We start from the raw sequence: 26,535 nt of genomic DNA, 5'->3' as shown, positions 1-26,535 counted from the left end.
CCTCAGCGCTGCGCGGTGGACGCGGTGGCGGCCACGGCCTGCACCTCAGCACCCGGCGTGACCTTCTGCTGGCCTTCCACGGCCACCCGGTCGCCGGCCTTGACGCCGGCGGTCAACAGCCAGCGGTCGCCCAGGGCGCGTTCGGCCGTCACCGGCTGGCGCGTCAGCTTGCCGTCGGCGCCCACCAGCGAGACCAGCGCCTGGCCGCTGCCGTCGCGCGCCACCGCCTGCTGCGGCACCAGCAGCGCGTCGTCCACCACGCCTTGCTCCACCACCGCACGGGCGTACATGCCGGGCAGCAGCTCGCCGCGCGGGTTGGGCACCCGCACGCGCAGCGTGACCGTGCCCGTGTTGGCGTCGACGCTGGTTTCGGCGAACTCCAGCGTGCCCGGCTCGGCATAGGTGCTGCCGTCTTCCAGCACCACCTTGACCTTGGCGGCGCCGCCCTTGACCGTGCCGGCGCCCAGCGAGCGCCGCAGTGCCAGCAGCGCGCTGCTGGACTGGGTCACGTCCACGTAGATGGGGTCGAGCTGCTGGATGGTGGCCAGCACGCCGCTCTGGTTGGCCGTGACCAGCGCGCCCGGCGTGACGGCGGAACGCCCGATGCGCCCGGCCACCGGCGCGGTGACGCGGGTGTAGGCCAGGTTGATCCGTTGCGTCTGCAAGGCGGCCTGGGCCGAAGCCACATCCGCCCTGGCTTGCTTGAGCGCAGCCTCGGCATCCTCCAAATCCTGGCGACTCACGGCCTGGATCTGTGCCAGCTCGCGCTGGCGCTCGGCCTTCAGCTGGGCGCTGGTCAGCGTGGCTTCGGCGCGGGCCAGCGTGGCCTCGGCGCTGGCGACGGCCGCCTGGTAGGTGGCAGGGTCGATCTGGTAGAGCAAGTCGCCCGCCCGCACGCTGCCGCCTTCGGTGAACAGGCGCTTCTGGATCACCCCCGACACCTGCGGCCGCACCTCGGCGCTCACCGCGGCAGCCACCCGGCCCGGCAGTTCGGTGGTCAGCGCCAGGCGCTGGGGCTGCAGCGTCATCACGCTGACCTGCGGCGTGCCGGTGGCCTGCGGCGGCGGGCCGCCCGGCGGCTCGCCGCAGGCGGACAGCAGCGCGGCGGCCGTCAGGGCCAGCAAGGTGGAGGTGGCTGCGGCAACGGGGCGCAAGCGGAGCATGGAGAACCTTCCGATGTAAAACGGTACGGTTCAGTTTAGATTTGGAGCGACGCCCACGTCAAATGAAAGTGAACCATGCGGTACACTTTACGCAGGAGACATCGTGATGAAAGTCCGCACCGAAGCCCGCCGCGAAGCCATCGTCCGGGAGGCCACCCGGCTATTCCTCGAGATGGGCTACGAACGCGCCACGATGAGCGAGCTGGCGCAGCGCGTCGGCGGCTCCAAGGCCACGCTGTATGGCTACTTTCCCTCCAAGGAGGAGCTGTTCGCCGCCGTGACCGAGGCCACCGGCGAAACCCATCTGGCCGAGGCGGTCGCCGAGCTGGACGCGCTGCCGCACGTCGGGCTGGAGGCCGGGTTGATCCGCTTCGCCGAGAAGCTGCTGTCGCTGATCGTGAAGGAGGAAGCGCAGGCGCTGCAGCGCATGATCGTCGGTGAGTCCGGGCGCAGCAACGTGGGCGAGGTGTTCATGCAGCGCGGGCCGCGGCGCTGCATCGAGGCGGTCTGCGCCGCCTTGCAGGCCGCGATGGACCGCGGCGATCTGCAGCCGGGCCCGGCCCCCATCCTCACGCTGCAGTTGCTGGGCCTGGTGCGGGCCGAGGTGGAGTTGCGCCAGTATCTGCAGCATCCGCCGCGGCTCACGCGCAAGCAGCTGGGCGAGATGGCCGGTCGCGCCGTGCGCGTGTTCCTGGGCGGCTACCGCGCGTCGGCTCCCCCGGTCTGAAGTGCCGGTGTCATGGCGGTGTCAAACGCCTGGGCCATCGTGGCAGCCAGCGTGCATCCAAGCACGCACCAGGAGGACCGTCTTGACCACTCTGCAACCTCGCCGGGCCGCCTGCGCCATCGCGCTGGCCGCCTGCCTGCCCTTGCTGCAGCTGCCCGTCCAGGCCGCCTCGCTGGCCGCTGACGGCCAGTGGGCCGAGTTCTATGTCGATGCCCTGACCGCCCGCGACGGTGGCCTGGGCTGGATCGACACCGACACCGGCCTGGCCCAGACCTTCGAGTTCAGCGTGCCGGTCGGCTTCGTCGGCCGCCTCACCGTGGTGGACGGCGGCTTCGCCGGTGACACCTTCGCCCTCTCGTTGGGCGGGCAGCCGCTGGGTTTCACCAGCGCAGTGCCGGCCACGGCAGGCGACAGCCTCGGCGTGGACTTTGAAGCGGCGCTGGCCGATGGCCGCTACAGCCGCGGCGTGTTCACGCTGCAGGCGGGCTCGTACACGCTGAGTGGCCGGCTGCTGCAGTCGGCCGTGCTGGGCGGCGTGGCCCTGGAGGCCACCGTGGGTGGCCTGCAGCTGCAGGTGAGCGCGGTGCCCGAGCCCGGCAACCTGGCGCTGCTGCTGGCCGGCCTGCCGCTGCTGGGCCTGGCCCTGCGCCGCCGCTGCGAAGGGGGTGCATGATGAGCCGCCTGACCCTGATGGCCCGTGCGGTGGCCGCTGCCGGCCTGGCCGGCCTGGCCCTGTCCGCCTGCGCCGTGACGCCGGTGCCCGCCCAGGCGCCGGTCAGCATCAAGATCGTCGGTTTCAACGACTACCACGGCAACCTGGAGTCGCCAGGTACCTTCGGCGCCAACACCTCGGTGCCTTCGGCCCAGCGCCCGGCCGTGGGTGGCGCCGACTATCTGGCGGCCTACGTGGCCCGCATGCGCGCGGCCAATCCCAACACCGTGGTGGTGGGCGCAGGCGACTTCATCGGCGCCACGCCGCTGATCTCGTCGCTGTTCTTCGACGAGCCGGCGGTCGAGACGCTGAACAAGATCGGCGTGGAGTTCTCGGCCGTGGGCAACCACGAATTCGACAAGGGCAAGGACGAGCTGCGCCGGCTGCAGAACGGCGGCTGCAAGCTCACCAACGGCGCGCCCGATGCCAACAGCTGCCGCGGCTACGGCTCGGCCGCGCCCGGCAGCTTCGACGGTGCCAGGTTCCGCTGGCTGTCGGCCAACGTGGTGGAAACGGCCACCGGCAAGACGCTGCTGCCGGCTTATGGCATCAAGACCTTCGGCAAGGTGAAGGTGGCCTTCATCGGCATGACGCTCAAGGGCACGCCCGGCATCGTCACGCCGACCGGCGTCGCCGGCCTCAGCTTCCGCGACGAGGCGCAGACCGTGAACGAACTGGTGCCGCGCCTGCGGGCGCAGGGCATCGAGGCCATCGTGGTGCTGGTGCACCAGGGCGGCTTCCAGGGTGCGGGCAACAGCGACATCAACGGCTGCGTCGGCGACCTGGCCGGCAGCGACATCGCCGGCATCGTCAAGCAGCTGGACAACGCGGTCGATCTGGTGATCAGCGGCCACACCCATGCGGCCTACAACTGCTCGCGCAACACGCTGGACAACGGCAGCGTGGCCCGCGAGGCCGGCCTGCCCAACAAGGCCGGCCGCAAGGTGCCGGTGACCAGCGCCAGCGCCTTCGGCCGCGTGCTGACCGAGGTGGACCTGAAGATCGACCCGGTGACCCGCGACGTGGTGGACGTGAGCCCGCGCAACCGCCTGATCGACCGCACCGACGCCGAAGTGACCGCCGCGATCGCCGCCAACCCGGAGGTGAAGAACGTGGTGCTGGCCTACAAGAATGCGGTGTCGCCCTTGGCCGGCCAGGTGGTGGGCCGCATCACGGCACCGCTGGCCAATGCGGCCGATGCCGCCGGCGAGATGCCGGCCGGCGACCTGATCGCCGATGCGCAGCTGCAGGCGACCCAGCCTGCCGGGCTGGGCGGCGCGGTGATGGCCTTCATGAACCCGGGCGGCGTGCGCAACCCCGGCTTCGTCAACGCCGCGGGCAGCTATCCGTACGACCTGACCTATGGCGATGCCTTCACCGTGCAGCCCTTCGGCAACAGCCTGGTGACGATGACGCTGACCGCCCAGCAGCTGAAGGACCTGCTGGAGCAGCAGTTCGCCGGCTGCAACGGCCAGACGGGCACGCGCGTCCTGCAGGTGTCCAACGGCGTGCAGTACCGCTGGAGCGCCAGCGGCCCCACCTGCGCCAAGGTGACGGACCTGAGCTTCACGCCCACCGACCTGCAGGCCGTGCCGCCGGTGGCCACCGGCCCGACGGAGCAGATCGTCATCGGCGGCGTGGTTCAGAACCCCAACCGCAGCTACCGCGTGACGGTGAACAACTTCCTGGCCACCGGGGGTGACGGCTTCAGCGTGTTGACGGGCGGTGCCCAGACGCAGGGCGGGGCGCAGGACATCGACGCGCTGGTGGCCTACCTGGCCGGCTACAAGTCGCCGGCCGCGGCCTACGACCCGACGTCGGCCGCGCTGCGCAAGCCGCGCATCGTGCGGGTGCCTTGACGCGGCGCCTGCGAGCCAGGCTGCGCGCCGCCGCGGCGGCGGCGCTGCTGTGCGGGGCCGCCGGCCTGGCACCGGCCCAGCCGCTGGCGCCGGCCGAGCTGCCGCGCTTTGCTCAACCGGTGCTGGGCCCGCGCGGCCCGCTGCCACCCGACCAGGAGGCGGGCCGCCAGCAGCTGCTGGCACAGGCGCGCCAAGCGCTGCAGGCCGGTGATGCCGAGGCCGCCCAGGCACCGCTGGACCGCGCGGCCGCGCTGCAGCATGCCGCCGACACCGAGCTGCTGATGGTGCAGCAGATGATGCAGCGCGGCGCCTACCGGCAGGCCCTGGCCTTTGCGGCCCATGCCGCCGGCGCCCATGCCGACGTGCCGCAGGCCCGTGCGCTGTATGCATGGCTGGCGGCCGTGGGCGGCCAGCCGGCGTTTGCCGACGCGCAGCTGGGCCTCGGCCTGCAGCGCCTGCCCGACGATGCGGTGCTGCTGGGCACCCGGCAGGCGCTGGCCACGCTGCAGGCCGGCCAGCCGCAAGCGCTGCCACCGCCGGGCGCCCTAGGGCCGGTGGCCACCGGCGCGGTGCTGCCGGCAGGCGCGCGGCCCGTGGGCAGCGGGCTGCTGCTGGCGGGCGGCCAGCAGGCGCTGCTGGTACTGGCGGGGCCTGCGCCCACGGCCGGCCAGCCGCTGTGGGTGCGTGATGGCCTGGGCCGCAGCCGCACGGCCGCGCCGGTGCAGGCCTGGCCGGGCAAGGGTCAGACGGTGGTGTGGGTACGCCTGGCCGATGCGCTGCCCGAAGCGGCGCCATTGGCCAGCTCCTCGGCCGCCGGTTTTGCCGGCAGCCCGGCCGTGGTGGTCGGCCATCTGCAGGCGGCTGGGCCGCAGCCGGCCTGGCCGGTGCTGCACCTGGGCTTCCTCGGCCGGCCGATGGGCGAAGCGGTGCAGGCGCTGGGCATCGGACTGCCGGCCGAGCAGCCGGGCGGCGCGGTGTTCGACATGGCCGGCCGCCTTCTGGGCCTCACGCTGCCGGGCGATGCCGCAGCGCCTGACCGGCTGCTGCCGCTGCCGGCGTTGCGTGCGCTGCTGGGTGAGCAGGCGCCGGCCCTGCTGCCCACCGCGCCGCCCGGCCCGCGGCGCACGCCCGACGAGTTGTACGAGCAGGCGCTGCCGCGTGTGTTGCAGGTGCTGGCGGGCGAAGGCCAGCCCACCGCCGATCAGCCGGCGCTGCCCGTGCTGCGCAAGGCCGCACGCTGACCGAAAGGCAGGTGCCCGTCGCCCGGCGTGCACACGTGCACCCGCTTGCCCACCTGGTGCACCAGCATGCCGGCCGAGCCCTTGGGGCTGAGGATCATCGCCCGTGCATCGGCGGTGCGGGTGGCGGTGGCGGCGCTCATCTGCGACTCATAAGGCCCGGTGGCGTACACCGTCTGCCCGCCCACCATCGTCAGCAGCGCGCGGTTGCGGGCCAGCTCCTCGTCGGGCACGGCCAGGAAGTCCTGCTCCAGGATGATCAGGTCGGCCAGCTTGCCCTTCTCCAGCGTGCCCACCTGCTGGTCCAGCCGCAGCTGGTAGGCCGCATGGCGGGTGATGGCGGCCAGCACGTCATCGCGTGACAGCGCCGGGTCGTCGTTGATGCGGCCCACGTAGTCGGGCGACTGGCTGGCCGGGCTGCGCGGGTTCTGCGGATCGCCCGAGCGCGTCACGCCCGCCTTCAGCGCCAGGAAGGTGTCGAAGGCGTCGATCGGCCAGTCGCTGCCGTGCACGATGCGTGCGCCCGCCCGGCGCAGGCTGCCCGAAGGCTCCATGCGCGCAAAGCGGTCCGGGCCCAGGTGCTGCTCCGTCAGCCCCACCGAGAACGAGGCGCGCACACCCCACTGGAACGACATCGTCGCCATCACGTCTTCGGTGGCGAAGCGGGCGTAGTCGCTCACCGCCACCGTCTCGGCATGGGCGATGGCGGGCCGGAAGTCGGCCTGCGGCCGCTGCTGGCGGGCCGTCTGCAGCGCATTGAGCACCGTGCGCACGCCGCGGTCACCGGTGGCATGCATGTGGATGTCGAAGCCGTTGTCGATGGCCTTGACCATGATGTCCTGCAGCCGGGCCTGCTCGAAGTACAGCGCGCCGTAGTTGGTGCTGGGGATCAGCACCGGCGCCTGCGGCGTGCCCGCGTTCTGGAAGTAGGGCTGCAGCAGCGCGCCGTTGTCGGCCGGCGCGTTCACCACGCCGTCCATGAACAGCTTGAGGATGCGGGCGCGCACGCCAGGCTGGGCCACCGCGTCGCCCTTGTCGCCGGCATCGGCCACCGCCCGCAGCGCCGCAATGTCGTCGGCCGACTGGATGCTCAGTGCCAGGTTCACGCGCGCCGTCAGCTCACCGGCCTGCTGCAGCGTCTGGTAGGTGCGCAGCGTGTTCTCGCCGGCGGCCGCGTCCATGAAGCTGGTGATGCCCTGCGCGCGGATGGCCTGCAGCGCGGCGCGGGCTTGCTTCAGCACGTCTTCCTGCGTGTCGGGCGGAATCGCCGCCTTGATCTGGAAGCCGCCGCCGTCGATGCCGATGCCGGTGGGGTTGCCCTGGGCATCGCGCAGGAAGCTGCCGCCCGCCGGGTCGGGCGTGGCCGCGGTGATGCCGGCCAATTGCAGCGCCCGCACGTTGGCCAGCGTGGAGTGGAAGTCGCTCGAGGTCACCACCACCGGCCGCGTCGTGGCCAGCGCGGTCAGCGTCTGCGCGGTGGGGTCGGCATCGAGGTTGGCCGTGGCCTGGCGGTCCCAGTTCACTGCCTCCAGCCAGGCGTCCGGGCCGCGGTCCTGGCTGGCGTCCAGGCAGGCCTGCAGCTTCTCGACCAGCTGCGGGCGTGTCAGCGGCTGGTATTGCAGGTCGCATACCAGCAGCGCGCGGCCACCGGCGATGCTGTGCAGGTGGGCATCGATGAAGCCGGGCATCAGCATGCGCCCCTCCAGCTCGATCACCCGTGTCTTGCGGCCGATGTGCGTCGTCACGTCGGCATCGCTGCCGACGAAGGCGATGCGACCGTCCTTGACGGCCACGGCCTGGGCCACGGTGCGCTGGTCGTCCATGGTGACGACCTTGCCACCGCGCAGCACCACGTCGGCGGGGCTGGTGCCGCCGTCGTTGCAGCCGGCCAGGGTGGCGAGCACGGCCGCCAGCACAGCCGGGGTCGCGAGTCGGGAGAGCAGGGGCATGGGGCACTTCCTCTTGGTGGATGGGCCGCCCCATCGTAGGAAGGGCCGCAGCGCCGCAGATGGGCCACTTTGCGCCGACGGGCTGGTCCACCGTGAAGCCCGGCAAAAGCCGAACCCCGGATCGGAATTCAGCCTGTCGACTTCAGGCGGGGGCCAGCAGCCGAGATACCAGCGCGATCAGGCACACCCGCAGGTGCGTCAGCAGCCGCTGCTGGTCGGCCGGGCGGTACACCACGGCCGCGGCGATCATCTCGTGCGCGATGACGCGGATGCTCACCGCGGTGGCGCGCAGTTCAGCCGCTTCGGCACGGGGCACGTAGAAGGCCAGCGCGCTGCAAACCGACGCCGTCATGCGCTCGTCGTGGTCGTCCAGCACCGCGCGCAGGGCCGGCATCGCCGTCAGCATGCCCAGCAGCGCCCCCAGGCCGGGCTGGTCCTGGTACAGGCGCACGGCGCGCTGCATCTGTTCCAGCACGAAGCTCAGCAGGTCCAGGCCGGCGCCGTGGCGCGGGTGCACGGCGTCCAGCTCATCGAACACGCGCACCAGCCAGCGCTGGATCAGCTCGCCGATGACGGCTTCCTTGTTCGGGAAGTACTCGTACACCGCACCCACCGACAGGCCCGCCGTGGCGGCGATGCGCTTGGTGGTCAGGCGGTCGAGGCCGCCTTGCGCAATCTCCTGCTCGGCCGCCTTCAGCACCGCCTCGAGGGTGCCGTGCGCCCGTTCCTGCGAGGGCCGGCGCCGCATCAGCAGCGGTTTGCTGCTGCGCTTGGCGGCCACCGGCTTGCGCGCGGGGGCGCGGGGCTTGGGGGCGGCGGGTGAGGGCATGCAGGAATGTTAGCGGCCGCATCGGGGTTTCCCGGCCTGGCCTTTGCTAGCAACCGAACTAAAGTTCGGATTCAATGTGGTTCCCTCGATGCTGATCCTCCTCGTTCACCTCGGCATGCCTTGCCATGTCTGAAGCCAGCGCGCCAGAGCTGCGGCTGCGGCCGGCCGCCACGCTACCGGCCACCGACAGCCTGGCCGAATGGCTGCGTGGCCAGCGCCTGCAGCGGCCCGGCCAGCCGCTGCGCCTGCAGCTGGCCCAGGGCCTGCGGGAAGCGGTGATGTCGCGCGTGCTGCTGCCCGGCCAGCGGCTGCCGGCCACACGCGCCCTGGCCGAGCAGCTGGGCGTGGCACGCAACACGCTGGTGGCGGTGTACGCCCAGCTGGAGGCCGAAGGCTTCGTCGTTGCCGGCCATGGCTCGGGCACCTATGTGCGCCCGGTGGTGCAGGAGCGGCCCGCGGATGGTGCGCCGCCCCTTCGCCCCGAAGCTGCGGGCGCCCGCCCGCGCTTGTCCCGCCGCGGCCGCGACTACCGGGGCGATCCGATCCATGAGTTCTGGGTCGAGCGCCCGTTCTGCCCGGGCGGCTTCACCGGTGAGCTGTTTCCGCAGGCGGTGTGGAACCAGTTGCAGATCCAGGCGCTGCGCCGGCCCAGCGCCGACCTGCTGCTGCCCGGCGAGCCAGGGGGTTCTCCCGCGCTGCGCCAGGCGCTGGCGCGCCATGTGCGCGCCACCCGCGGCGTGCGCTGCGAGCCCGAGCAGGTGATCCTGACCGACAGCACCGCGCAATCGGTGTCGTTGATCGGCCGCCTGCTGTGCGACCCGCGCGACGAGGTGATCGTCGAGAACCCCTGCTACTGGGGCGCGCGCCGCGCGCTGGAGCAGCAGGGCCTGCGGCTGCGCCCGGTGGACGTGGACGACGGCGGCGCGCCGGTGCCCACGGCCGCCGCGTCCAGCGCGCGGCTGGCCTACCTGACGCCTTCACACCAGTTTCCGACCGGGGCCGCCATGCCGTTGGCGCGCCGCCTGCACTGGCTGGCCTGCGCGCGCGCCGCCGGCATGCTGCTGCTGGAGGACGACTACGACAGCCCCTTCCGCTACGCCGGTGCGCCGCTGCCTTCGCTGCAGGGCCTGGATGCGGAGTCGGGCGCGGGCGAACACGTGATCTACCTGGGCAGCTTCAGCAAGACGATGTTCCCGGGCATCCGGCTGGCCTTCATGGTGGTGCCGCAGTCGCTGGCGGGCGTTTTCGCCGCTGCCACGCACGACTTCGATCGCGACGGCGACCAGCTGCTGCAGGCGGTGATGGCGCGCTTCATCGACGAAGGCCATTACGCCGGCCATGTGCATCGGCTGCGCGAGGCCTTCGGCCGTCGGCGCGAGGCGCTGCTGCAGGCGCTGCACGCGGACGTGCCCGCGCTGTCGCGGCCCGACAGCGCGCTGTGCCTGACGGGCGGTGCCCGCGGCGTGCACCTGTGCTTTGCACTGCCGCCGGGCAGCGACGACCGCGCGCTGGCCGCGGCCTGTGCCCGCCGCGGCGTGACGGTGATCCCGCTCTCGGCCTATGCCGTGGGCAGCCGCCGGGCGGGCCTGGTGTTGTCGTACGCCGGCGTGCGTGAAGGCGAGATCGCGGCGCTGGTGCGCGCCATCGCCCCGGTGCTGCGCCAGGCGGCGGGCTGACCGGGCCGGCCAGGCGCTCAAGTTGGGGCCTGCCGCGGCCGATGAAGCGTCATGCGCGTGTCCACCGCCCCCTCCACCGCTTCCGGCGCCTCCAACGGCAACAGCAGCCAGATCGCGGCCCTGCGCAAGCAACTGACCGCGCTGAACAAGGAGCTGAGCGAGGTGGTCGCCTCCGACCAGGACGCCAAGTCCAAGATGGCGCGGACCAAGCTGCTGCAGGCGCAGATCCAGGCGGTGCAGAACCAGATCGAGGCATTGCAGCGCGCCGCCCAGCTGGCCCAGCAGGCTGCCCAGCGCGAGAAGGCGCAGGCTGCTGCGCAGGGCCAGACCAGCCAGGACAGCAGCCGCCAGGCCCGCCCTTCGCGCAGCCTGGTCGACCTGACGGCCTGACCGCCCGCCGCGCGGCGCCCGGCTGGGCGCCTCATTGCATGCATCCTGCCTGACCGAATGTTCACATGGTGAACGCCGGCTCGGGTTTGCCCCGTGCGCCTCGGGCGCCCGGCGGGCCGATCATCGCGGCACACAACGGATTGCATGCAATGGCGCCTCGCTCATCGTCTCCGTGCCCGCAAGACCTGCCGCTGGCCGCCGCCACGCGGCTGGGCACGGTGACGGCCCGGCTGCGCGACGACATCCTCAGCGGCGTCTACCGCCCCGGGCAGCGGCTGACCGAGGTGGCGCTGTCAGAGGCGATGAACACCTCGCGCACGCCCGTCACCGCCGCGCTGAAGGCGCTGGTGGAGCAGGGGCTGGTGCTGTACGCCAGCCACCGCGGCTACTGGGTGCGCGAGTTCTCGCTGGACGAGGTGCTGGAAGCCTACGAGGTGCGTGGCTGCCTGGAAGGCCTGGCCTGCCGGCGGGCGGCCGAACGCGGGCTGCCGGCGGCACTGGCCGAGCGCATGCAGGCCTGCATCGACCTGGGTGAACGCGTGACCGCCGGCCCGAGGCTGGCGGCGCAGGACCATGCCGCCTACAGCCGGATGAACGTGGACTTCCACAACGCCATCCTGGCCGCCAGCGGCAACCGGCAGCTGGATGGCTTCGTGCGCCGCGCCAATGACATGCCGATCGCGTCCGACCGCATGGTGCTGTGGGGCGACCGGGACATCGTGCGGCGCTCGCACGACGCCCATGTGCGCATGCTCGACGCGATGCGCCAGGGCCAGGGCATGCGCGCCGAGACGCTGATGCGCGAGCACATCCACGAAGCCGCCCAGGTCATCCGCCAGCACTGGCCCCGCATCGTGGCCAGCGCCCGCGCCGCGCCGCCGCTGGCGGCGGTGCCCAGCGGCCCCGGCTGAGGCCGCGCCCCGCTGCCCCGTTCCCGTTCCCGACCCCCGCGGCCGCTGCAGACGCCGACGCTCCCGCGTCCGGCGCTGCATGTGGCTGCGCCCTGCCACCTCCACTGCGCCACTGCCATGTCGTCTTCCTCCTCCTTCGCAGGCCATGTGGCCCTGGTCACCGGCGGTGCCAGCGGCATCGGCCTGGCCTGTGCCGAGCGGCTGCGGGCGCTCGGCGCCACCGTGGTGGTGGCCGACCTGCATGCCGGCCGCACCGCCGACACCGCCGCGCGCCTGGGCCTGCGCGGCGTGACGCTGGACGTGACCGACCGCGAGGCCGTGGCCGCTGTGCGCCGGCAGCTGGAAGCCGAAGGCCTGCAGGTGGACCGCCTGGTCAACTGCGCCGGCATCGTGCAGGACCCGCTGCCGCCCGATGCGCTGACGCACGCGCAATGGCGCCAGGTGGTGGCCGTGGACCTGGAAGGCACCTATGCCTGCTGCGCCGAGTTCGGCAGCGCGATGGCCCGCCGCGGCGGCGGCGCCATCGTCAACATCGCCTCGGTGGCGGGCATGCGCTCGATGCCGCTGCATGCCTACTCGCCGGCCAAGGCCGGCGTCATCAGCCTGGGTGAAAGCCTGGCGGCCGAATGGGGTCGCAGCGGCGTGCGGGTCAACACCGTCTCGCCCGGCTACACCGTGACGGCGGCGCTGCAAAGCCAGATCGACAAGGGCCTGCGCGACCCCGAGAAGCTCAAGGCCAACAGCGCGCTGGGCGTGCTGATACGGCCCGAGCACATCGCCGCGGCCATCGTGTTCCTGCTGTCCGACGAGGCCCAGATGGTGACGGGCATCAACCTGCCGGTGGATGCTGGCTGGCTGGTGGCCGGCTCCTGGAGCACCTTCGGCGGCGTGCGGCCCGGCTTGCACCACGACAACCACCAGGAGACCCCGGCATGAAACACCTCGTCCTGCAGACCCTGGCCGCGATGGCCCTGGCCGCCGCGCCCGCGCTGGCCCGCGCGGCCGACGGCCCCTCCACGGCGCCCATGCGCTGGGTGGTGCCGTATGCCGCCGGTGGCGGCACCGACGTCATCGCCCGCACGCTGGCCGCGCCCATGGCGCAGCAGCTGGGGCAGACCATCGTGGTGGACAACAAGCCCGGCGCCAACACCATGTTGGGCGCGCAGGAGGTGGCCCGCGCCCGGCCCGACGGGCTGACCGTGGGCTCGGCCGACAACGCCACGCTGGCGCTCAACCAGCACCTGTATGCCAAGCTGCCCTACAACCCTGAGCGCGACTTCGAGTTCGTCGGCGGCTTCGCGCGCTTTCCGTATGCGCTGCTCGTGCACCCTGCGGTGCCGGCGAAAAACCTGAAGGAGCTGCTGGACCTGGCCCGCAAGGAGCCTGGCAAGCTCAGCTACGGCACGCCCGGCACCGGCGGCCCCAACCATGTGGCCATGGAGCAGCTGCAGCAGCGCACCGGCGTCAAGTTCACACATGTGCCCTACCGTGGCGCGGCGCCCGGCCTGCAGGACCTGATGGGCGGGCAGATCCAGTTCATGCTGGTGGACACCGCCTCGTCCCAGGCCTATGTGAAGAGCGGCAAGCTGCGGGCGCTGGCCGTCTCCTACCCCCAGCGGCTGGCGGCCTTTCCGGACGTGCCCACCTTCGCGGAAGCCGGTGTGCCCGACTTCGTCGCCTTCTCCTGGCAGGGGCTGATCGCGCCGGCCGGCACGCCCAGGCCGGTGATCGCGCGGCTCAACCAGGCGCTGCTGCAGGCCTTGTCCACCGAAGCGGTGCAACGCCGGCTGGCCGAGCTGGGCGTGGAGCCCGCGCCTTCTTCGCCGGAGGAATTCGCGGCGCTGGTCAGGCAGCAGGCCGGCCTGTGGGGCAAGGTGATCCAGGACGCACAGATCCGCCTGGAGCCGTGATGGGCGCCGCCGCTTCTTTCGACTTCGCGGCCGTGACCCGGGCCGGCATGGGCGCCACGCCGCCGGTGGCGTCCGGCACTTCGGCCGCGGTGCAAGGCACGCAGTCGGTGCGCCGCGCCTTCGAGCTGCTGCAGCTGGTGGCCGCCCAGGGTGATGCGGGCATCCGCCTGTCGCAGCTGGTGCTGCTGTCGGGCATCGACCGCGGCACCGCCTACCGCATGCTTAGCTGCCTGGTGGAGCAGCAGTTCGTCGACCGTGACGAGCACCGGCTGTACCGCCTGGGCCCGGCCGCCTTGCTGCTGGCTTCCACGCTCACGCAGCCGATGCCGCTGCTGCAGCGCTTCGGTCCGGCGATGAAGCGGCTGGCGCGCCGCACCGGCGACACCGTGTTCCTGATGATGCGCGAAGGCGACCATGTGCACTGCGCGCACCGGGAAGACGGGCCCAGCCCCATCCGCATCCTGTCCACCGTGATCGGCCAGCGGCGGCTGCTGGGCACCGGCACCGGCGGCATCGCCATCCTGGGCCTGCTGGGGCGTGAGGAGCTGTTGGCCCTGCACCGCCGCCATGCCGCGCGTTATGCCGAGATGGGGCTGGACGCCGAGCGCTTATTGAAAGAGGCCGAGCAGGCGCGTCGACAGGCCCATGCCTTCACGATGAACAACCTGGAGGTGGGCATTGGCGGTGTGGGCCTGGCCTTTCGCATCGCGCGGCTCGGCATAGGGGCCATCAGCGTGGCTTCCATCGCCGCGAAGCTCACGCCGCAGCGCCACCATGAGCTGGTGACCTTGATCGCCGAGGAACTGCGGCAGATCGAGGTGGAGCTGGCCTTCGCCGACCGGCCCGATTGACGGCGCGCTTCAGGCCCGCAGCGGGCGGAAGAAGGCGCGAATCTCCTCGGCCAGCGCCTGAGGCTGCTCCATCGCCGCAAAGTGCCCGCCACGCGGCATCACCTGCCAGCGCTGGATCTGCGTGAAGGTTCGGGCCGCCAGGCTGCGTGGCGGCCGCACGATCTCGGCCGGGAACTCGGCATAGCCGGTGGGCACGTCCACCGTCGCGCCTTCGGGCACGGGCCAGCCATCGCGCCGCCGCGCGTAGTACGGCCAGAACGAAGCACCGATGGCCCCGGTGAACCAGTACAGCGAGATGTCGGCCAGCAGCGCATCGTGGCTGAACACGCTGTCCACATCGCCACCGCAGTCCGACCAGGCGCGGAACTTCTCGCTGATCCAGGCGGCCAGGCCCACCGGCGAATCCGTCATCGCATAGGCCAGCGTCTGCGGCCGGGTGGACTGCTGCAGGCTGTAGCCGGTTTCTTCGGCCAGCCAGCGGCGCAGCTCGGCCAGGTAGCGGCGCTCTTCGTCGCTGTCGCCGGTCACGTGGGCTGGCTCACGCGGAATCGGCATCAGGTTGAGGTGGATGCCGTGCAGCAGCGGCGCATGTGCCCAGCCCAGCCGCGCGGCGACGGAGGCGCCCCAATCGCCGCCCTGCGCGCCAAAGCGTGGGTAGCCCAGCACGTCGCTCATCAGCGTGGCCATCAGGTCGGCCATGCCGTCTATGCCGATGCGGCGCTGGCCGGGCGTGAACGACAGGCCATAGCCCGGCAGGCTGGGTGCCACCACGGTGAAGGCATCGGCCGCAGCACCGCCGAAGCGCGAGGGCTGGGTGAGCCGTGGCAGCAGGTCCATGAACTCGAACACCGAGCCCGGCCAGCCGTGCAACAGCAGCAGCGGCATCGGCCGCGGGCCCTCGCCGGGGGCGTGCAGGTAGTGCAGGTCGATGCCGCCCACGGGGCACTTGAACTGCGGCCAGGCATTGAGCCGCGCCTCCTGCGCGCGCCAGTCGAAGCCGTGCTGCCAGTGCGCCACCAGCGATCGCAGCCAGGTCATGTCGGTGCCGCTGGACCAGGGCGCTTCGCCCGGCGGCTCATCGGGCCAGCGGGTGCGGGCCAGGCGCTGCTGCAGCTCGTCCAGGTCGGCCTGCGGCACCTGCAGCTGGAAGGGGCGGGGTGATGCGTGGGTGAGGCTCATGCGTCATTGCAGGCCGCTGGCGGCACGCGCGCACTTGGTGTTTTCCAGCTGATCACATCGTGAACCGATTGCACGTTCGCGGTTTGCGTGGGCCGGGCGCGCCGGAACACTGAAGGCGTTCGCTCGAACACGCCCACAACAAAGGAGACGACGATGCAACGAACCGCCTGGGGCCGCACCGCGGCCGCCGTCTTGTCGATGGGGTTGATGGCTGCCGCCGCGCAGGCGCAGACGGCCGTGAAGATCGGCTGCCTGCTGCCGCTGACCGGCGGCTCGGCCTCGGTGGGCAACCAGCTGCGCGTGGGCATCACCGCCGCGGCCGAGCAGATCAACCAGGCCGGCGGCATCAAGTCCATGGGTGGGGCCAGGCTGAACGTGCTGTTCGCTGACTCACAGTCCAAGGCCGACGTCGGCGTGTCCGAGACCGAGCGGCTGATCAAGAGCGAGAACGTGTCGGTGATGTGCGGCGCCTTCAACAGCGCCGTCACCTTCCCGGCCACCGAAGTGGCCGAGCGCAACAAGACGCCCTGGATCGTGGCCAGCGCGGTGAAGGACGAGATCACCGAGCGCAACTTCAAGTACACCTTCCGCCCCAACAACAAGGCCTCGTTCGATTCGCGCGAGGTGGTCGATGGCCTGGAGCTGCTGAAGAAGGAGTCGGGCAAGGGCCCGTCGCGCATCGCGCTGTTCTACGAAGGCTCCGACTGGGGCCGTTCCTTCGCGTCCAACATCAAGAAGCTGGGCGCACAGCTGAAGTACGAGGTGGTGTTCGACGAAGCCGCACCGCCCAACCAGACCGACTTCACCTCGCAGCTGCTGAAGATCCGCGGCGCCAGGCCCGACGCGCTGATCGTCGCCTTCTACACGCCCGACCAATTGCTGCTGACCAAGCAGCTGGCCGAGCAGCGGCTGGAGCTGCCCTACGGCCTGTGGTCCGCCGGCGGTGGCACCGAAGACCCGTCCTTCTACAAGTCGGTCGACCCCCGGATGGTGGCCTACTACTTCGTGCAGGAGGACTACCAGATCGACATCCTGGAAGTGAACCCGCAGCCGGCCTACGTGGAGCTGGACAAGAAGACCCAGGCCGCGCTGGGCCATGGCCTGAACGCCTACGTGGCCCAGGGCTACTCCAATGTGTACGTGATCGCCGATGCGCTCGAGCGCGCCAAGAGTGCCGACCGCGACAAGATCCGCGATGCGCTGGCCGCCACCGACATCACCTCGGGCCCGGCGCTGATCACCGGCTACCAGCGCATCCAGTTCGATGAGCAGGGCCAGAACACCCATGCCCACGGCGTGATCTCCGAGAACATCGGCGGCAAGCGCCGCACGGTGTGGCCGGCCGACAGCCGCGCCAAGGACACCCGCCCGGTGTGGCCGGTGCCGGCCTGGTCCAAGCGCTGAAGCCCCCCCACGCAGTCCGCCCCGGAGAAGCCCTTGGACAGCTACATCCTCACCTACTCGGCGCTCAACGGCGTGCTGATCGGCGCCATGTACGGCGGCATCGCGCTGGGCCTGAGCCTCATCTTCGGCGTGCTGCGCATCGTCAACTTCGCCCACGGCTCGTTCCTGATGCTGTCGATGTACATCGCCTTCTGGCTGCACCACTGGCTGGGCTGGGACCCGTATGCCTCGGCCCTGGTGGCGGTGCCGGTGATGTTCGGCCTGGGCTATGCGGTGCAGGCCACCATCATCGCGCCGCTGATCCGGCGCGAACGGGCGCTGGTGGTCGAGCCGATCAGTGCGCTGCTGCTCACCGCGGGCGTCTACATCGTGGTCGACAACCTGGCCTTGATGGCCTTCGGCGCCAACGTGCGCTCGGTGCCTTCGCACATCGAGCAGACGACGCTGAGCCTGGGCGACTATCCGCTCAACACCTTCCGCGTGGTCGGCTGCGTGTCCTCCATCGCCATCGCCGCCGCGCTGTCGCTGTGGCTGGCCCGTACCGACATGGGGCGCGCCATCCGCGCCACCGCGCAGAACCGCGACGGCGCCGCGATGTCGGGCATCAACGTGGGCCAGGTCTACAACACCACCTTCGGCCTGGGCTGCGCCATCGTCGGCGCCATGGGCTGCCTGCTGGCGCCCTTCATCCCGCTCACGCCCAGCGTGGGCCTGAGCTTCGGCATCAAGTCCTTCATCGTGGTGGTGCTGGGCGGCATCGGCAGCATCGCCGGCTCGCTGGTGGGCGGCCTGGTGATCGGCGTGTTCGAGTCGATCGCGGCGCAGTTCGTCACCACGCCCACGGCGTCCATTTTCTCGCTGGCGCTGTTCATCGTCATCCTGCTCGTGCGGCCGCAGGGCCTCATGGGCAAGCGCTGAGGGCCGGCCCATGAACACCACCACCCTCCAAACCGGCGCGCCGGCCCTGGCCGCGCCGCAGCGCACCAGCGGCACCCGGGCCATGGTGGCCGGCGCCGCCGTGCTGGCCGCGGCCCTGCTGCTGCCGCTGCTGGTGCGCAACGACTACTGGCTGCACTCGGTGATCATGGTGCTGTACTTCGCCTACCTGGCCAGCGCCTGGAACCTGGTGTGCGGCTACGTGGGCCAGGTGTCCTTCGGCCACTCGGTGTTCAGCGGCGTCGGCGGCTACATCTCGGTCACGCTGCTCACGCATGCCGGCATGTCGCCCTGGCTGGGCATGCTGGTGGGCGCGCTGGCGGCCGCGGCGCTGGCGGTGGCCATCGGCTACCCCACCATGCGGCTCAAGGGCCCGTACTTCGCGCTCACCACCATCGCGGTGGCCGAGATCATCCGCATCTGGTTCGAGAACACCGACGTGGTGTTCGGCATCGCCATCAAAGGATCGCAAGGGCTGACGGTGCCGCTGGTGGGCACCAGCTGGGCGGCCATGCAGTTCGAAAGCAAGGTGCCCTACTACTACATCATGCTGGCGATGCTGCTGCTGGTGATGGGCCTGACCGCCTGGATGGAGCGCAGCCGGCTGGGCGTGTGCCTCAAGGCCATCCGCGGCGACCGCGACGCCGCCGAGTCGCTGGGCATCAACCCCACGCGCTACTACCTGGCGGCCTTTGCGCTCAGCGCCTTCATGACGGCGCTGGGCGGCACCTTCTACGCGCAGTTCATCCGCTTCATCAATCCGGAGCGCAACATGGGGGTGGAGCTGTCCATCGACATGGCGCTGATGAGCATCATCGGCGGCCAGGGCACGGTGCTGGGGCCGGTGATCGGCGCCTTCTTCCTTACCCCGGTGTCGGAAGTGCTGCGCAGCGAGCTGGGCGGCCAGCTGGTGGGCCTGCACCTGGTGATCTACGGCCTGGTGCTCATTCTGGCGGTGCTGTACCTGCCCAAGGGCCTGCTGGCGCCGCTGTCGCGCTGGGCCCGCCGTCTGCTGGGAGGGGCGCCGCGATGAGCACCGACGTGCTGCTGTCCGTGGAGGCCATCTCCAAGCGCTACGGCGGCCTGCAGGCCGTCAAGGACCTGAGCTTCGACCTGCGCCGCGGCGAGATCCTGGGCCTGCTGGGCCCCAACGGCGCGGGCAAGACCACCGCCTTCAACATGATCGCCGGCTACGTGCGCACCGACGCAGGACGCATCGTGTTCGAGGGCCGGGACATCGCCGGCGCCAAGCCCTGGGCGGTGTGCGCCGCCGGCATCGCCCGCACCTTCCAGCTGTCGCGGCCCTTCGGCGGCATGACGGTGCGCGAGAACCTGGTGGTGGGCCATCTGGAGAAGACCCGCGACCGCGCCGCCAGCCTGCGCATGGCCGACGAGCTGATCGACTTCCTGGGCCTGCAGGCGCTGGCCGACACCGATGCCGAGCTGCTGACCGCCTTCGACCGCCGCAAGGTGGAGCTGGGCCGCGCGCTCTCGACGAAGCCCACGCTGCTGCTGATGGACGAGGTGGTGGCCGGCGCCACGCCGCAGGAGGCGCAAACCATGGTGGGCCTGGTCAAGCGGGTGCGCGACCGCGGCGTCACGGTGCTGATCATCGAGCACGTGATGAAGGTGATCATGGGCCTGTCCGACCGGGTCATCGTGATGCACCACGGCCAGCTCATCGCCAACGGCCAGCCGCAAGCCGTGGTGCGCGAGCCGCATGTGCTCAAGGCCTACTTCGGAGACGACTATGTCAACGCCGCTGCTTGAGGTGTCCGGCCTGCAGGCCGGCTATGGCGACGTGACGGTGCTGCGCGGCATCGACCTCACGGTGGACCGCGGCCAGATGGTGGCGCTGATCGGTGCCAACGGCGCCGGCAAGACCACGCTGCTGCGCAGCCTCTCGGGCCTGGTGCGGGCCACCGGCGGTCAGGCGCGGCTGGACGGCGTGGCGCTGCAGGGCCTGGCGCCGCACCGCATCGTGGAAGCGGGCTTCGTGCAGTCGCCCGAGGGAAAGCAGCTGTTCACCGACATGTCGGTGCAGGAGAACCTGATGGTGGGCGCGCACAACGCCCGCGCCCGGGCGCTGCGCCAGCAGACGCTGGCCGAGGTGTTCGACATCTTCCCCATCCTGGCCGAGCGGCGCAGCCAGCGCGCCGGCACCTTGTCGGGCGGCCAGCAGCAGATGGTGGCGGTGGGCCGGGCGCTGATGGCCAAGCCGCAGCTGCTGGCGCTGGACGAGCCCTCGCTGGGGCTGGCGCCCATCATGGCCGACCGCCTGTTCGAGTCGATCGGCCGCATCCGGGCGCTGGGCATCTCGGTGCTGGTGATCGAGCAGAACGTCTTCAAGGTGCTGCAGATGGCCGACCGCGGCTACGTGATGGAGAACGGCGTCATCGAGATGTCGGGCACCGGCAGCGAACTGCTGCGCAATGAACGGCTGCGCAGCAGCTACCTCGGCTTGTGAAAGGCAGGAGAGCAGGCATGGACATGACATCCGGCAGCAGCCAGGCCACGCTGGCCTCACTGCGCGAGCGGGCGCTGCGGCTGCGGCGCCACATGGTCACGCAGGCGCGTGGCAAGGGGCAGGGCTACCTGGGCCAGGGCCTGGGCATGGCCGACTTCCTGGCGGTGCTGTACTTCCATGAGCTGGCGCCGCAGGACGTGGACTTCTCGCGCCGCGACCGCCAGCGCTTCTACCTGTCCACCGGCCACTACTCCATCGCGCTGTGGGCGGTGCTGGCGGAGCTGGGCGTCATCGGCCTGGACGACCTGGCCAGCTACGGCGCCGATGGCAGCCCGCTGGAGATGAGCACGATGGAAGGCCGCCTGCCCGGCATCGAGATGACCGGCGGCTCGCTGGGCCATGGCCTGGGCATCGCGGTGGGCGCCGCGCTGGGCTACCGGCTGGACGGCCGCCGCGCCGCCATCCATGTGGAGATCTCCGACGGCGAGTTGCAGGAAGGCTCGACCTGGGAAGCGGCCAGCGCCGGCGGCGCTTTCGGGCTCGACAACCTGGTGTGCTGGATCGACTGCAACGGCATCCAGGCCGATGGCCCGCTGGTGGTGCCGGTGGACCCGGTGACCGAGCGCTTCCAGGCCTTCGGCTGGGACACGCACGAGGTGGACGGCAACGACCTGTCGCAGCTGCTCACCGCTTTTGCCTGGGCGCGCGAACGGCGCGGCCGGCCCAAGGCGGTGGTGCTGCGCACCAAACCCGGCAAGGGCGTGCCGCGGCTGGAGCAGCGCGACCGCGCGCACTTCATCCGCATCGACGAACAGGAATGGGATGCGGTGGCGCAGGAGCTGGAGGCGAACCATGGCTGATACCCTGACCGCATCAACACCCACCGCCGGCCGCACGCTGGGCATGGGCGAATCGCAGGCCGTGGTCGGCCGGCCCTCGCAGTTCGCGCCCTTCTCGCAAGGGCTGCTGCGCGCCGCCGAGATGCACCCCGAGCTGGTGGTGCTGACGGCCGACCTGGGCAAGTACACCGACGTGCACGACTTCCGGCGCGAGCACCCCGAGCGCTTCTTCAACGTCGGCATGGCCGAGCAGGCGCTGGTGATGGTGGCGGCCGGCCTGTCCAAGGTGGGCAAGGTGGCCTACTGCACCACCTACGGCACCTTCGCCAGCCGGCGGGCCTACGACTTCATCGCCATTGCCTGTGCCCACAGCCACGAGAACGTGAAGGTGTTCGCCGGCAACCCGGGCCTGGCCTCGGGCTACGGCGGCACCCACCAGGCCATCGAAGACCTGGCGCTGATGCGCTCCATCCCCAACCTCACGGTGATGGACCCTGCCGACGCCACCGAGATGGCGCAGATCGCCGAGATGGCGGCCGGCCTGCCCGGCACGCTGTACTGCCGGTTGCTGCGCGCCCATGTGCCGGTGGTGTTCGACCCCACCACGCACCGGGTGCAGGTGGGCCGCGGCCACGTGGTGGGGCAGGGCGGTCGCATCGGCTTCGTCTCCACCGGCGTGATGACCGAGCGCTGCCTGGATGCCAAGGCGCACTTCGATACGCTGGGCCATCCGGCCGCGGTGTTCCACACCGCCACGCTCAAGCCCTTCGACACCGAAGGCCTGCTGCGCTTCGCCGCCACGGTCGACCGCCTGGTGGTGGCCGAGAACCACGTGGCCATGGGCGGGCTGGCCAGCCTGGTGGTGGATGCGCTGTACGAAGCGGGCGTGCACAAGCCGCTGCTCAAGATCGCCATCCCCGACCAGTTCATCGAATGCGGCTCGCAGGCCTTCCTGTATGACCGCTACGGCCTCAGCACCGCGCGCATCTGCCAGCGGGTGTCGGCCTGGATCGGGGCCTGACGCGATGGGCCTGCAACGTCTGCCCGAGGGGCTGCGCGCCTTTGGCGCCGCCCACCGCTACTACCAGGGCCCCGGTGCGCTGGCCATTGCCGGCGAGGTGGCCCGCAGCCTGGGCCAGCAGGCCCTGCTGGTGTGCGACCACGTGGTGCAGGCCATGCTGCAGCCGGCCTTGGGCCAGGCCTGCGAGGCCGCCGGCGTGACCCTGCGCACCGTGATCGCCGAAGGCGAGGTCACGCACCCCACCGTCGATGCCTGCCTGGCCGAGGTGCGAGCCACCGGGCCGGCGCCGCAGCTGGTCGTCGCTGCCGGCGGCGGCAAGGGCGTGGACACCGGCAAGGCCGTGGCCCGTGCGCTGGGCACGCCGCTGGTGGTGGTGGCCACGGCCGCCTCCAACGACGGGCCGTGCAGCAAGAACTTCGTCTTCTACGACGAGGCGCACCGCATGCTGTCGGTGGAGCACCTGCCGCGCAACCCCGATGCGGTGATCGTCGACACCCGGCTGCTGGCGCGGGCGCCGAAGGTGCTGCTGCTGTCGGGCATCGGCGATGCGCTGGCCAAGCTGTACGAAGGTGAGCAGTGCCGCCGCAGCGGTGCCCGCAATGCCTTCGGCGGCACGTCCACGCTGGCGGCAGCCGAGCTGGCCCGGGCCTGTGACCGCGTGATCCGCGCCGATGCGCTGGCCGCGCTACGGGCCGCCGGCCGCGGCGAGCCCGACGATGCTTTCGAGCGCCTGACCGAAGCGCTGGTGCTGCTCAGCGGCCTGGCCTTCGAGAACTCGGGCCTGTCGCTGGCGCATGCAATGACCCGCGGCCTGCCGCGCGCTCCGGGCGTGGACCGGGCGCTGCACGGCCTGCAGGTGGCTTATGCGCTGCTGGTGCAGTGGCTGCTGGAAGAACGCAGCGCCGGCTTCATCGACGAGCAACTGGCCTTCTACCGCGCGGTCGGCCTGCCGACCCACCTGCGCGCCCTGGGCGCCGCGGACGTGGACGACGCGCTGCTGCAGCAGATTGCCGACGGGACCATGACCGCGCCCCACGTGCCCAACTTCCAGCGGCCGCTGAACGCCTCTGACTTCGTGGCCGCGATGCGTTCGCTCGAACACTTGGCAGCCTGAGCTGCCGTCAACGGACCTTGCACATGACGACCTCATCCTCCCTTCCCCTGGCCGTGGTCACCGGTGGCGGCACCGGCCTGGGCCTGGCCACCGGCATCGAGCTGCGGGCCCGCGGCTACCGCGTGCTGGCGCTGGGCCTGGACACCGAGCCCGAGCTCGAAGGCAGCGGCATCGACTTCCGCCGCCTGGACATCACCGACGCTGCCGCGGTGCAGGCGGTGGCGGCGCAAGAGCCGCAGGTGGCGGTGCTGGTCAATGCCGCCGGCGTGATCCTGCGCGAAGGCCGCGAGTTCACCATCGACGGCTTCCGGCAGGTGGTGGACATCAACCTCAACGGCACGCAGCTGGCGTGCCTCGCCTTCCACGAGGCCCTGGCCCGCCAGCGTGGCGCGGTCGTCAACTTCGCGTCGATGTGGAGCTATTTCGGCTCGGCCTTCAACCCCGGCTACACCGCCAGCAAGGGCGCGGTGGTGGCGCTCACCCGTTCGCTGGCGGTGGCTTTTGCGCCGCAGCACATCCGCGTCAATGCCATCGCACCGGGCTGGATCCGCACCCGCATGGCCGCGCCGGTGATGGCCGACCCGCAGCGCAGCGCTGCCGTGCTGCAGCGCCTGCCGGCCGGCGAGATGGGCGAGCCGTCGGACATCGCCAAGGCGGCGGCCTTCCTGGTGTCTACGGACGCCCGCTACATCACCGGCGTCACGCTGCCGGTGGATGGCGGCTACAGCATCGCATGACGGCGGACATGCACGCCACCGACGCATTGGCCAACGAGCTGCACGGGCTGACGGTGCCGGCGCTGCTGCGCCGCCGCGCCGCGCAGCGGCGCCACCACCTGGCGCTGTCGGCCCCTTCGCACAGCGGCCACCGCGACCGGCTGAGCTATGTGCAGCTGGTCATCCGCATGGAGGCGATGGCGCGCTCGCTGCATGCGCGTGGCCTGCGGGCCGGCGACCGGGTGGCCCTGCTGCTGGCCAACACCGCGGCGCGGGAAGGCGTGCTCACCGCGCTGGGCTGCTGGGCGCTGGGCGCGGCGGTGGCGCCGCTGAACGTGCGCGCCGCCGATGAAGAGCTGGCCCATGCGCTGCAGCTGGTGATGCCCAGCATGGTGGTCACCACCGTCGAATCGGCAGCGCGCGTGGCCGCGCTGCACCCCGCGGCGCGATGCCTGCTGCTGGACGCGGCCGAAGACAGTGCCGACCGCTGGCCCGACCCGCAGCACAGCTTCGATGCGCCGCTGCCCGATCTGCCCGCGCCGCGGGCTGAAGACCTGAGCTGCCTGCTGTTCACCTCCGGCACCACCGCACGGGCCAAGGCGGTCATGCACTGCCACCGCAGCCAGCTGTTCGCCGGCCTGGCGGTGGGCGGCGGCGTGGGCCTGGCGGCTGAAGACACCTACCAGGGTGCCTGGCCCATCTTCACCAGCAGCGTGCTCAACATGGCGTGCATGGCGGCCTGGGTGCACGGGGCCGGCGTGGTGCTGGAAGAAAACACGCTGGACAACGCCGGGCGGCTGCGGCTGATCGAGACCGAAGGCACCAGCGTGTACCACGGCGTCACCGCGCCGCTGCACTTCATGATCGACGAGTACGCCCGCGGCGGCTACGACCTCTCGCGCGTGCGGCGGCTGGGGTATGGCGGCGCGGTGATGCCGGCCGAGGTGATCGACAAGTTCAGCCGCCACCTGCCCTGGGTGGACCAGCTGCACATCTGGGGCATGACCGAGACCGGCCCCGCCGGCACCTACCTGCCGCCCTGGTACCTGCCGCGCAAGGCCGGCTGCATCGGCCGCCCCATGCCCGGCTGCGCGGTGCGCGTGGTGGACGACGAAGGCCGACCGGTGGCCACGGGCGAGGTGGGTGAGATCGTGTTCGCCGGCCCCAGCGCCGCGCTGGGCTACCTGCACAACGAAGAAGCCACCGCCCAAGCCTTCGTCGATGGCTGGGTGCGCACCGGCGACATGGGCCGGCTGGACGACGAGGGCCACCTGCATTTCGTCGACCGCAAGAAGGACATCATCAACCGCGGCGGCCTCAAGATCGCCAGCGCCGCGGTGGAAGAAGTGCTGTACCGCTGCCCCGGCGTGGCCGAGGCGGCGGTGGTGGCGGTGCCGCACCCGGGCCTGGGCGAAGACATCGCTGCCTGCGTGGTTCCCCGGGCCGGCACCACGCTCGACCTGACCGCGCTGCGCGCCGCCTGCGCCCGCCACCTGGCCGATTACCAGGTGCCCCGCCGCTGGCATGTGCTGGCCGCGCTGCCCAAGAACCCCATGGGCAAGGTGCTCAAGCGCGAACTGCGCGATGCCGTGCTGCAGCTGCAGCCGGCCGAGCTGCCGCCCATTTCCAGCCCTACCCCGGGACACAGCTCATGACGACCGAAGCCCTGGCCGTGCGCATCCATGCCTACGGCGGACCCGAGCAACTGCGCGCCGAGTCGCTGGTCGTGCCGCCGCCGGCCGCGGGCGAGGTGCAGATCCGCCAGCATGCGGTGGGCATCAACTACCTCGACACCTACCACCGGCGCGGCGTGTTCCCGCTGCCGGCGCTGCCCGGCGCGCTGGGCGTGGAAGCCGCCGGCGGGCTGGTGGCGGTGGGCGAGGGCGTGGCCGGCTGGGCGGTGGGCGACCGGGTGAGCTACGCGGCCCGGCCCATCGGCAGCTACGCCACGCTGCGCAACCTGCCGGCCACCGCCTTGCTGCGCCTGCCGCCGCAGGTGAGCTACGAACAGGCCGCCGCCGTCACCCTGCAGGGCATGACGGCCCACATGCTGTTGAAGAAGGTGGCGCCGGTGGGGCCCGCCCACACGGTGCTGGTGCATGCCGCCGCCGGCGGCCTGGGCTCGCTGCTGTGCCAATGGGCGCACCGGCTGGGCGCCCGGGTCATCGGCACCGTGGGCTCGCCCGACAAGGCCGCGCTGGCGCTGGCGCGCGGTTGCGACGAAGTGATCCTCTACAACGAAGAGCCGTTCACCGAAGGCGTGCGGCGGCTGACGCACGGTGCCGGGGTGGACGTGGTGTTCGAGGGCCTGGGCGGCGAGGTGTTCCAGCAGTCGCTCGGCGTGATCAAGCCTTTCGGCCACATCGTCAACCTGGGCCAGGTGGCGCAGGGCCTGCCGCAGGTGGCGCTGGCCGACCTGGGGCCGGCGCGCTCGCTCACCGTGTCGGTCCCGGGCGTGTTCGCCTACCTGCAGCACCACCCCGACCTGGCCGGTGCGGCCGCCGAACTGTTCGGTCTGGTGGCCGAGGGGCAGCTGCAGGTGCACATCGGCGGCCGCTATCCGCTGCAGCAGGCCCGCGTCGCGCATGAGGCGCTGCAGGGCCGCGGCACCACCGGCTCCCTCATCCTCCTGCCCTGAAGGACC

25 protein-coding genes are annotated in these 26,535 nt (G+C 71.5%); 21 read left to right on the top strand and 4 right to left on the bottom strand.

The window, feature by feature from the left end:
- Positions 1-2: 2 nt before the first annotated feature.
- On the bottom strand, positions 3-1,154 hold the full coding sequence (locus tag MW290_RS03030; protein WP_445659479.1) for an efflux RND transporter periplasmic adaptor subunit: 1,152 nt from the start codon (positions 1,152-1,154) through the stop codon (positions 3-5).
- A 115-nt stretch (positions 1,155-1,269) separates the two neighbouring features.
- On the opposite strand from MW290_RS03030, the gene MW290_RS03025 reads away from it, so the two are divergent.
- The 4 genes from MW290_RS03025 (at position 1,270) to MW290_RS03010 (ending at position 5,702) form a co-directional block, all read left to right on the top strand.
- Positions 1,270-1,890 carry a TetR/AcrR family transcriptional regulator gene (locus MW290_RS03025; protein WP_250195845.1) on the top strand — a complete coding sequence of 207 codons (621 nt, stop codon included), beginning with the start codon at positions 1,270-1,272 and terminating at the stop codon, positions 1,888-1,890.
- Between the two features lie 82 nt (positions 1,891-1,972).
- Entirely contained in the window at positions 1,973-2,563 is a 591-nt protein-coding gene (locus tag MW290_RS03020; protein WP_250195844.1) for a PEP-CTERM sorting domain-containing protein, read from the top strand.
- Positions 2,563-4,461 (top strand): bifunctional metallophosphatase/5'-nucleotidase, encoded by a 1,899-nt coding sequence (locus tag MW290_RS03015; RefSeq protein WP_250195843.1) that lies wholly within the window; start codon positions 2,563-2,565, stop codon positions 4,459-4,461. Before MW290_RS03020 ends, MW290_RS03015 begins: the two co-directional genes overlap by 1 nt.
- Positions 4,458-5,702: a hypothetical protein gene (locus MW290_RS03010; protein ID WP_250195842.1), complete on the top strand. Its 1,245-nt coding sequence runs from the start codon at positions 4,458-4,460 to the stop codon at positions 5,700-5,702. The genes MW290_RS03015 and MW290_RS03010 overlap by 4 nt, the downstream gene beginning before the upstream one ends.
- On the opposite strand, the gene MW290_RS03005 is transcribed toward MW290_RS03010, so the two are convergent.
- Both MW290_RS03005 and MW290_RS03000 read right to left on the bottom strand, forming a co-directional pair.
- On the bottom strand, positions 5,663-7,648 hold the full coding sequence (locus tag MW290_RS03005; protein ID WP_250195841.1) for an amidohydrolase: 1,986 nt from the start codon (positions 7,646-7,648) through the stop codon (positions 5,663-5,665). The genes MW290_RS03010 and MW290_RS03005 overlap by 40 nt on opposite strands.
- A 142-nt stretch (positions 7,649-7,790) precedes the next feature.
- A complete protein-coding gene (locus tag MW290_RS03000; protein WP_250195840.1) occupies positions 7,791-8,477 on the bottom strand; it encodes a TetR/AcrR family transcriptional regulator in 687 nt (228 codons plus the stop codon).
- A gap of 125 nt (positions 8,478-8,602) precedes the next feature.
- Here MW290_RS03000 and pdxR point away from each other — a divergent pair, with 125 nt between their 5' ends.
- The 6 genes from pdxR to MW290_RS02970 all read left to right on the top strand — a co-directional run bounded on the left by pdxR (position 8,603) and on the right by MW290_RS02970 (position 14,215).
- A complete protein-coding gene (gene pdxR, locus MW290_RS02995; protein WP_250195839.1) occupies positions 8,603-10,153 on the top strand; it encodes a MocR-like pyridoxine biosynthesis transcription factor PdxR in 1,551 nt (516 codons plus the stop codon).
- A 57-nt stretch (positions 10,154-10,210) separates the two neighbouring features.
- Positions 10,211-10,543, top strand: a complete 333-nt coding sequence (locus MW290_RS02990) for a FlxA-like family protein (protein ID WP_375142791.1) — start codon at positions 10,211-10,213, stop codon at positions 10,541-10,543.
- A gap of 149 nt (positions 10,544-10,692) precedes the next feature.
- Positions 10,693-11,454, top strand: coding sequence for a GntR family transcriptional regulator (locus MW290_RS02985; protein WP_250195837.1), 762 nt, complete (start codon positions 10,693-10,695; stop codon positions 11,452-11,454).
- 117 nt (positions 11,455-11,571) lie between these two features.
- A complete protein-coding gene (locus tag MW290_RS02980) occupies positions 11,572-12,390 on the top strand; it encodes an SDR family NAD(P)-dependent oxidoreductase (RefSeq protein WP_250195836.1) in 819 nt (272 codons plus the stop codon).
- A complete protein-coding gene (locus MW290_RS02975; RefSeq protein ID WP_250195835.1) occupies positions 12,387-13,364 on the top strand; it encodes a Bug family tripartite tricarboxylate transporter substrate binding protein in 978 nt (325 codons plus the stop codon). The genes MW290_RS02980 and MW290_RS02975 overlap by 4 nt, the downstream gene beginning before the upstream one ends.
- Complete coding sequence (locus MW290_RS02970; RefSeq protein ID WP_250195834.1) at positions 13,364-14,215, top strand: IclR family transcriptional regulator; 852 nt, start codon at positions 13,364-13,366, stop codon at positions 14,213-14,215. The genes MW290_RS02975 and MW290_RS02970 overlap by 1 nt, the downstream gene beginning before the upstream one ends.
- Before the next feature lie 9 nt (positions 14,216-14,224).
- Here the strand turns inward: MW290_RS02970 and MW290_RS02965 are convergent, their stop codons facing one another.
- Positions 14,225-15,394 (bottom strand): epoxide hydrolase family protein, encoded by a 1,170-nt coding sequence (locus MW290_RS02965; RefSeq protein ID WP_250195833.1) that lies wholly within the window; start codon positions 15,392-15,394, stop codon positions 14,225-14,227.
- Between the two features lie 153 nt (positions 15,395-15,547).
- Between MW290_RS02965 and MW290_RS02960 the strand changes: the two genes are divergently transcribed.
- The 11 genes from MW290_RS02960 to MW290_RS02910 are packed head-to-tail and all read left to right on the top strand — an operon-like array spanning position 15,548 to position 26,529.
- Positions 15,548-16,798, top strand: coding sequence for an ABC transporter substrate-binding protein (locus tag MW290_RS02960; RefSeq protein WP_250195832.1), 1,251 nt, complete (start codon positions 15,548-15,550; stop codon positions 16,796-16,798).
- A 33-nt stretch (positions 16,799-16,831) separates the two neighbouring features.
- Positions 16,832-17,716: a branched-chain amino acid ABC transporter permease gene (locus MW290_RS02955; RefSeq protein ID WP_250195831.1), complete on the top strand. Its 885-nt coding sequence runs from the start codon at positions 16,832-16,834 to the stop codon at positions 17,714-17,716.
- 10 nt (positions 17,717-17,726) lie between these two features.
- Positions 17,727-18,767 (top strand): branched-chain amino acid ABC transporter permease, encoded by a 1,041-nt coding sequence (locus tag MW290_RS02950; RefSeq protein ID WP_250195830.1) that lies wholly within the window; start codon positions 17,727-17,729, stop codon positions 18,765-18,767.
- Positions 18,764-19,504 (top strand): ABC transporter ATP-binding protein, encoded by a 741-nt coding sequence (locus tag MW290_RS02945; protein ID WP_250195829.1) that lies wholly within the window; start codon positions 18,764-18,766, stop codon positions 19,502-19,504. The genes MW290_RS02950 and MW290_RS02945 overlap by 4 nt, the downstream gene beginning before the upstream one ends.
- Complete coding sequence (locus MW290_RS02940; RefSeq protein WP_250195828.1) at positions 19,485-20,201, top strand: ABC transporter ATP-binding protein; 717 nt, start codon at positions 19,485-19,487, stop codon at positions 20,199-20,201. The genes MW290_RS02945 and MW290_RS02940 overlap by 20 nt, the downstream gene beginning before the upstream one ends.
- A gap of 17 nt (positions 20,202-20,218) precedes the next feature.
- Positions 20,219-21,061 carry a transketolase gene (locus MW290_RS02935; protein ID WP_250195827.1) on the top strand — a complete coding sequence of 281 codons (843 nt, stop codon included), beginning with the start codon at positions 20,219-20,221 and terminating at the stop codon, positions 21,059-21,061.
- Positions 21,054-22,061: a transketolase family protein gene (locus MW290_RS02930; RefSeq protein ID WP_250195826.1), complete on the top strand. Its 1,008-nt coding sequence runs from the start codon at positions 21,054-21,056 to the stop codon at positions 22,059-22,061. Before MW290_RS02935 ends, MW290_RS02930 begins: the two co-directional genes overlap by 8 nt.
- Before the next feature lie 4 nt (positions 22,062-22,065).
- The gene (locus MW290_RS02925) at positions 22,066-23,175 is read left to right on the top strand and encodes a glycerol dehydrogenase (protein ID WP_250195825.1); all 1,110 of its coding nucleotides are present in this window, start codon (positions 22,066-22,068) and stop codon (positions 23,173-23,175) included.
- 23 nt (positions 23,176-23,198) lie between these two features.
- Positions 23,199-23,912: an SDR family NAD(P)-dependent oxidoreductase gene (locus tag MW290_RS02920; protein WP_250195824.1), complete on the top strand. Its 714-nt coding sequence runs from the start codon at positions 23,199-23,201 to the stop codon at positions 23,910-23,912.
- An 8-nt stretch (positions 23,913-23,920) separates the two neighbouring features.
- Positions 23,921-25,546 carry a class I adenylate-forming enzyme family protein gene (locus MW290_RS02915; RefSeq protein ID WP_250195823.1) on the top strand — a complete coding sequence of 542 codons (1,626 nt, stop codon included), beginning with the start codon at positions 23,921-23,923 and terminating at the stop codon, positions 25,544-25,546.
- Entirely contained in the window at positions 25,543-26,529 is a 987-nt protein-coding gene (locus MW290_RS02910) for a quinone oxidoreductase family protein (RefSeq protein ID WP_250195822.1), read from the top strand. The genes MW290_RS02915 and MW290_RS02910 overlap by 4 nt, the downstream gene beginning before the upstream one ends.
- The last annotated feature ends 6 nt before the right edge of the window (positions 26,530-26,535 follow it).

Origin of the sequence: Aquincola tertiaricarbonis (assembly GCF_023573145.1) — a bacterium.
Taxonomy (GTDB): Bacteria; Pseudomonadota; Gammaproteobacteria; order Burkholderiales; family Burkholderiaceae_C; genus Aquincola; species Aquincola tertiaricarbonis_B.
This window is presented reverse-complemented; position numbering and strand designations above follow the sequence as displayed.

Bases quoted from the DNA above. Each gene is read 5' to 3' on its own strand.
- MW290_RS02940 (WP_250195828.1), top strand. From the start codon at position 19,485: ATGTCAACGCCGCTGCTTGAGGTGTCCGGCCTGCAGGCCGGCTATGGC.
- MW290_RS02925 (WP_250195825.1), top strand. From the start codon at position 22,066: ATGGGCCTGCAACGTCTGCCCGAGGGGCTGCGCGCCTTTGGCGCCGCC.
- MW290_RS03000 (WP_250195840.1), bottom strand. From the start codon at position 8,477: ATGCCCTCACCCGCCGCCCCCAAGCCCCGCGCCCCCGCGCGCAAGCCG.
- MW290_RS02935 (WP_250195827.1), top strand. From the start codon at position 20,219: ATGGACATGACATCCGGCAGCAGCCAGGCCACGCTGGCCTCACTGCGC.
- MW290_RS02975 (WP_250195835.1), top strand. From the start codon at position 12,387: ATGAAACACCTCGTCCTGCAGACCCTGGCCGCGATGGCCCTGGCCGCC.
- MW290_RS02920 (WP_250195824.1), top strand. From the start codon at position 23,199: ATGACGACCTCATCCTCCCTTCCCCTGGCCGTGGTCACCGGTGGCGGC.
- MW290_RS02910 (WP_250195822.1), top strand. From the start codon at position 25,543: ATGACGACCGAAGCCCTGGCCGTGCGCATCCATGCCTACGGCGGACCC.
- MW290_RS02965 (WP_250195833.1), bottom strand. From the start codon at position 15,394: ATGAGCCTCACCCACGCATCACCCCGCCCCTTCCAGCTGCAGGTGCCG.
- MW290_RS02930 (WP_250195826.1), top strand. From the start codon at position 21,054: ATGGCTGATACCCTGACCGCATCAACACCCACCGCCGGCCGCACGCTG.
- pdxR (WP_250195839.1), top strand. From the start codon at position 8,603: ATGTCTGAAGCCAGCGCGCCAGAGCTGCGGCTGCGGCCGGCCGCCACG.
- MW290_RS02915 (WP_250195823.1), top strand. From the start codon at position 23,921: ATGCACGCCACCGACGCATTGGCCAACGAGCTGCACGGGCTGACGGTG.
- MW290_RS02985 (WP_250195837.1), top strand. From the start codon at position 10,693: ATGGCGCCTCGCTCATCGTCTCCGTGCCCGCAAGACCTGCCGCTGGCC.
- MW290_RS02960 (WP_250195832.1), top strand. From the start codon at position 15,548: ATGCAACGAACCGCCTGGGGCCGCACCGCGGCCGCCGTCTTGTCGATG.
- MW290_RS02980 (WP_250195836.1), top strand. From the start codon at position 11,572: ATGTCGTCTTCCTCCTCCTTCGCAGGCCATGTGGCCCTGGTCACCGGC.
- MW290_RS03015 (WP_250195843.1), top strand. From the start codon at position 2,563: ATGAGCCGCCTGACCCTGATGGCCCGTGCGGTGGCCGCTGCCGGCCTG.
- MW290_RS02945 (WP_250195829.1), top strand. From the start codon at position 18,764: ATGAGCACCGACGTGCTGCTGTCCGTGGAGGCCATCTCCAAGCGCTAC.
- MW290_RS03005 (WP_250195841.1), bottom strand. From the start codon at position 7,648: ATGCCCCTGCTCTCCCGACTCGCGACCCCGGCTGTGCTGGCGGCCGTG.
- MW290_RS02970 (WP_250195834.1), top strand. From the start codon at position 13,364: ATGGGCGCCGCCGCTTCTTTCGACTTCGCGGCCGTGACCCGGGCCGGC.
- MW290_RS03025 (WP_250195845.1), top strand. From the start codon at position 1,270: ATGAAAGTCCGCACCGAAGCCCGCCGCGAAGCCATCGTCCGGGAGGCC.
- MW290_RS02950 (WP_250195830.1), top strand. From the start codon at position 17,727: ATGAACACCACCACCCTCCAAACCGGCGCGCCGGCCCTGGCCGCGCCG.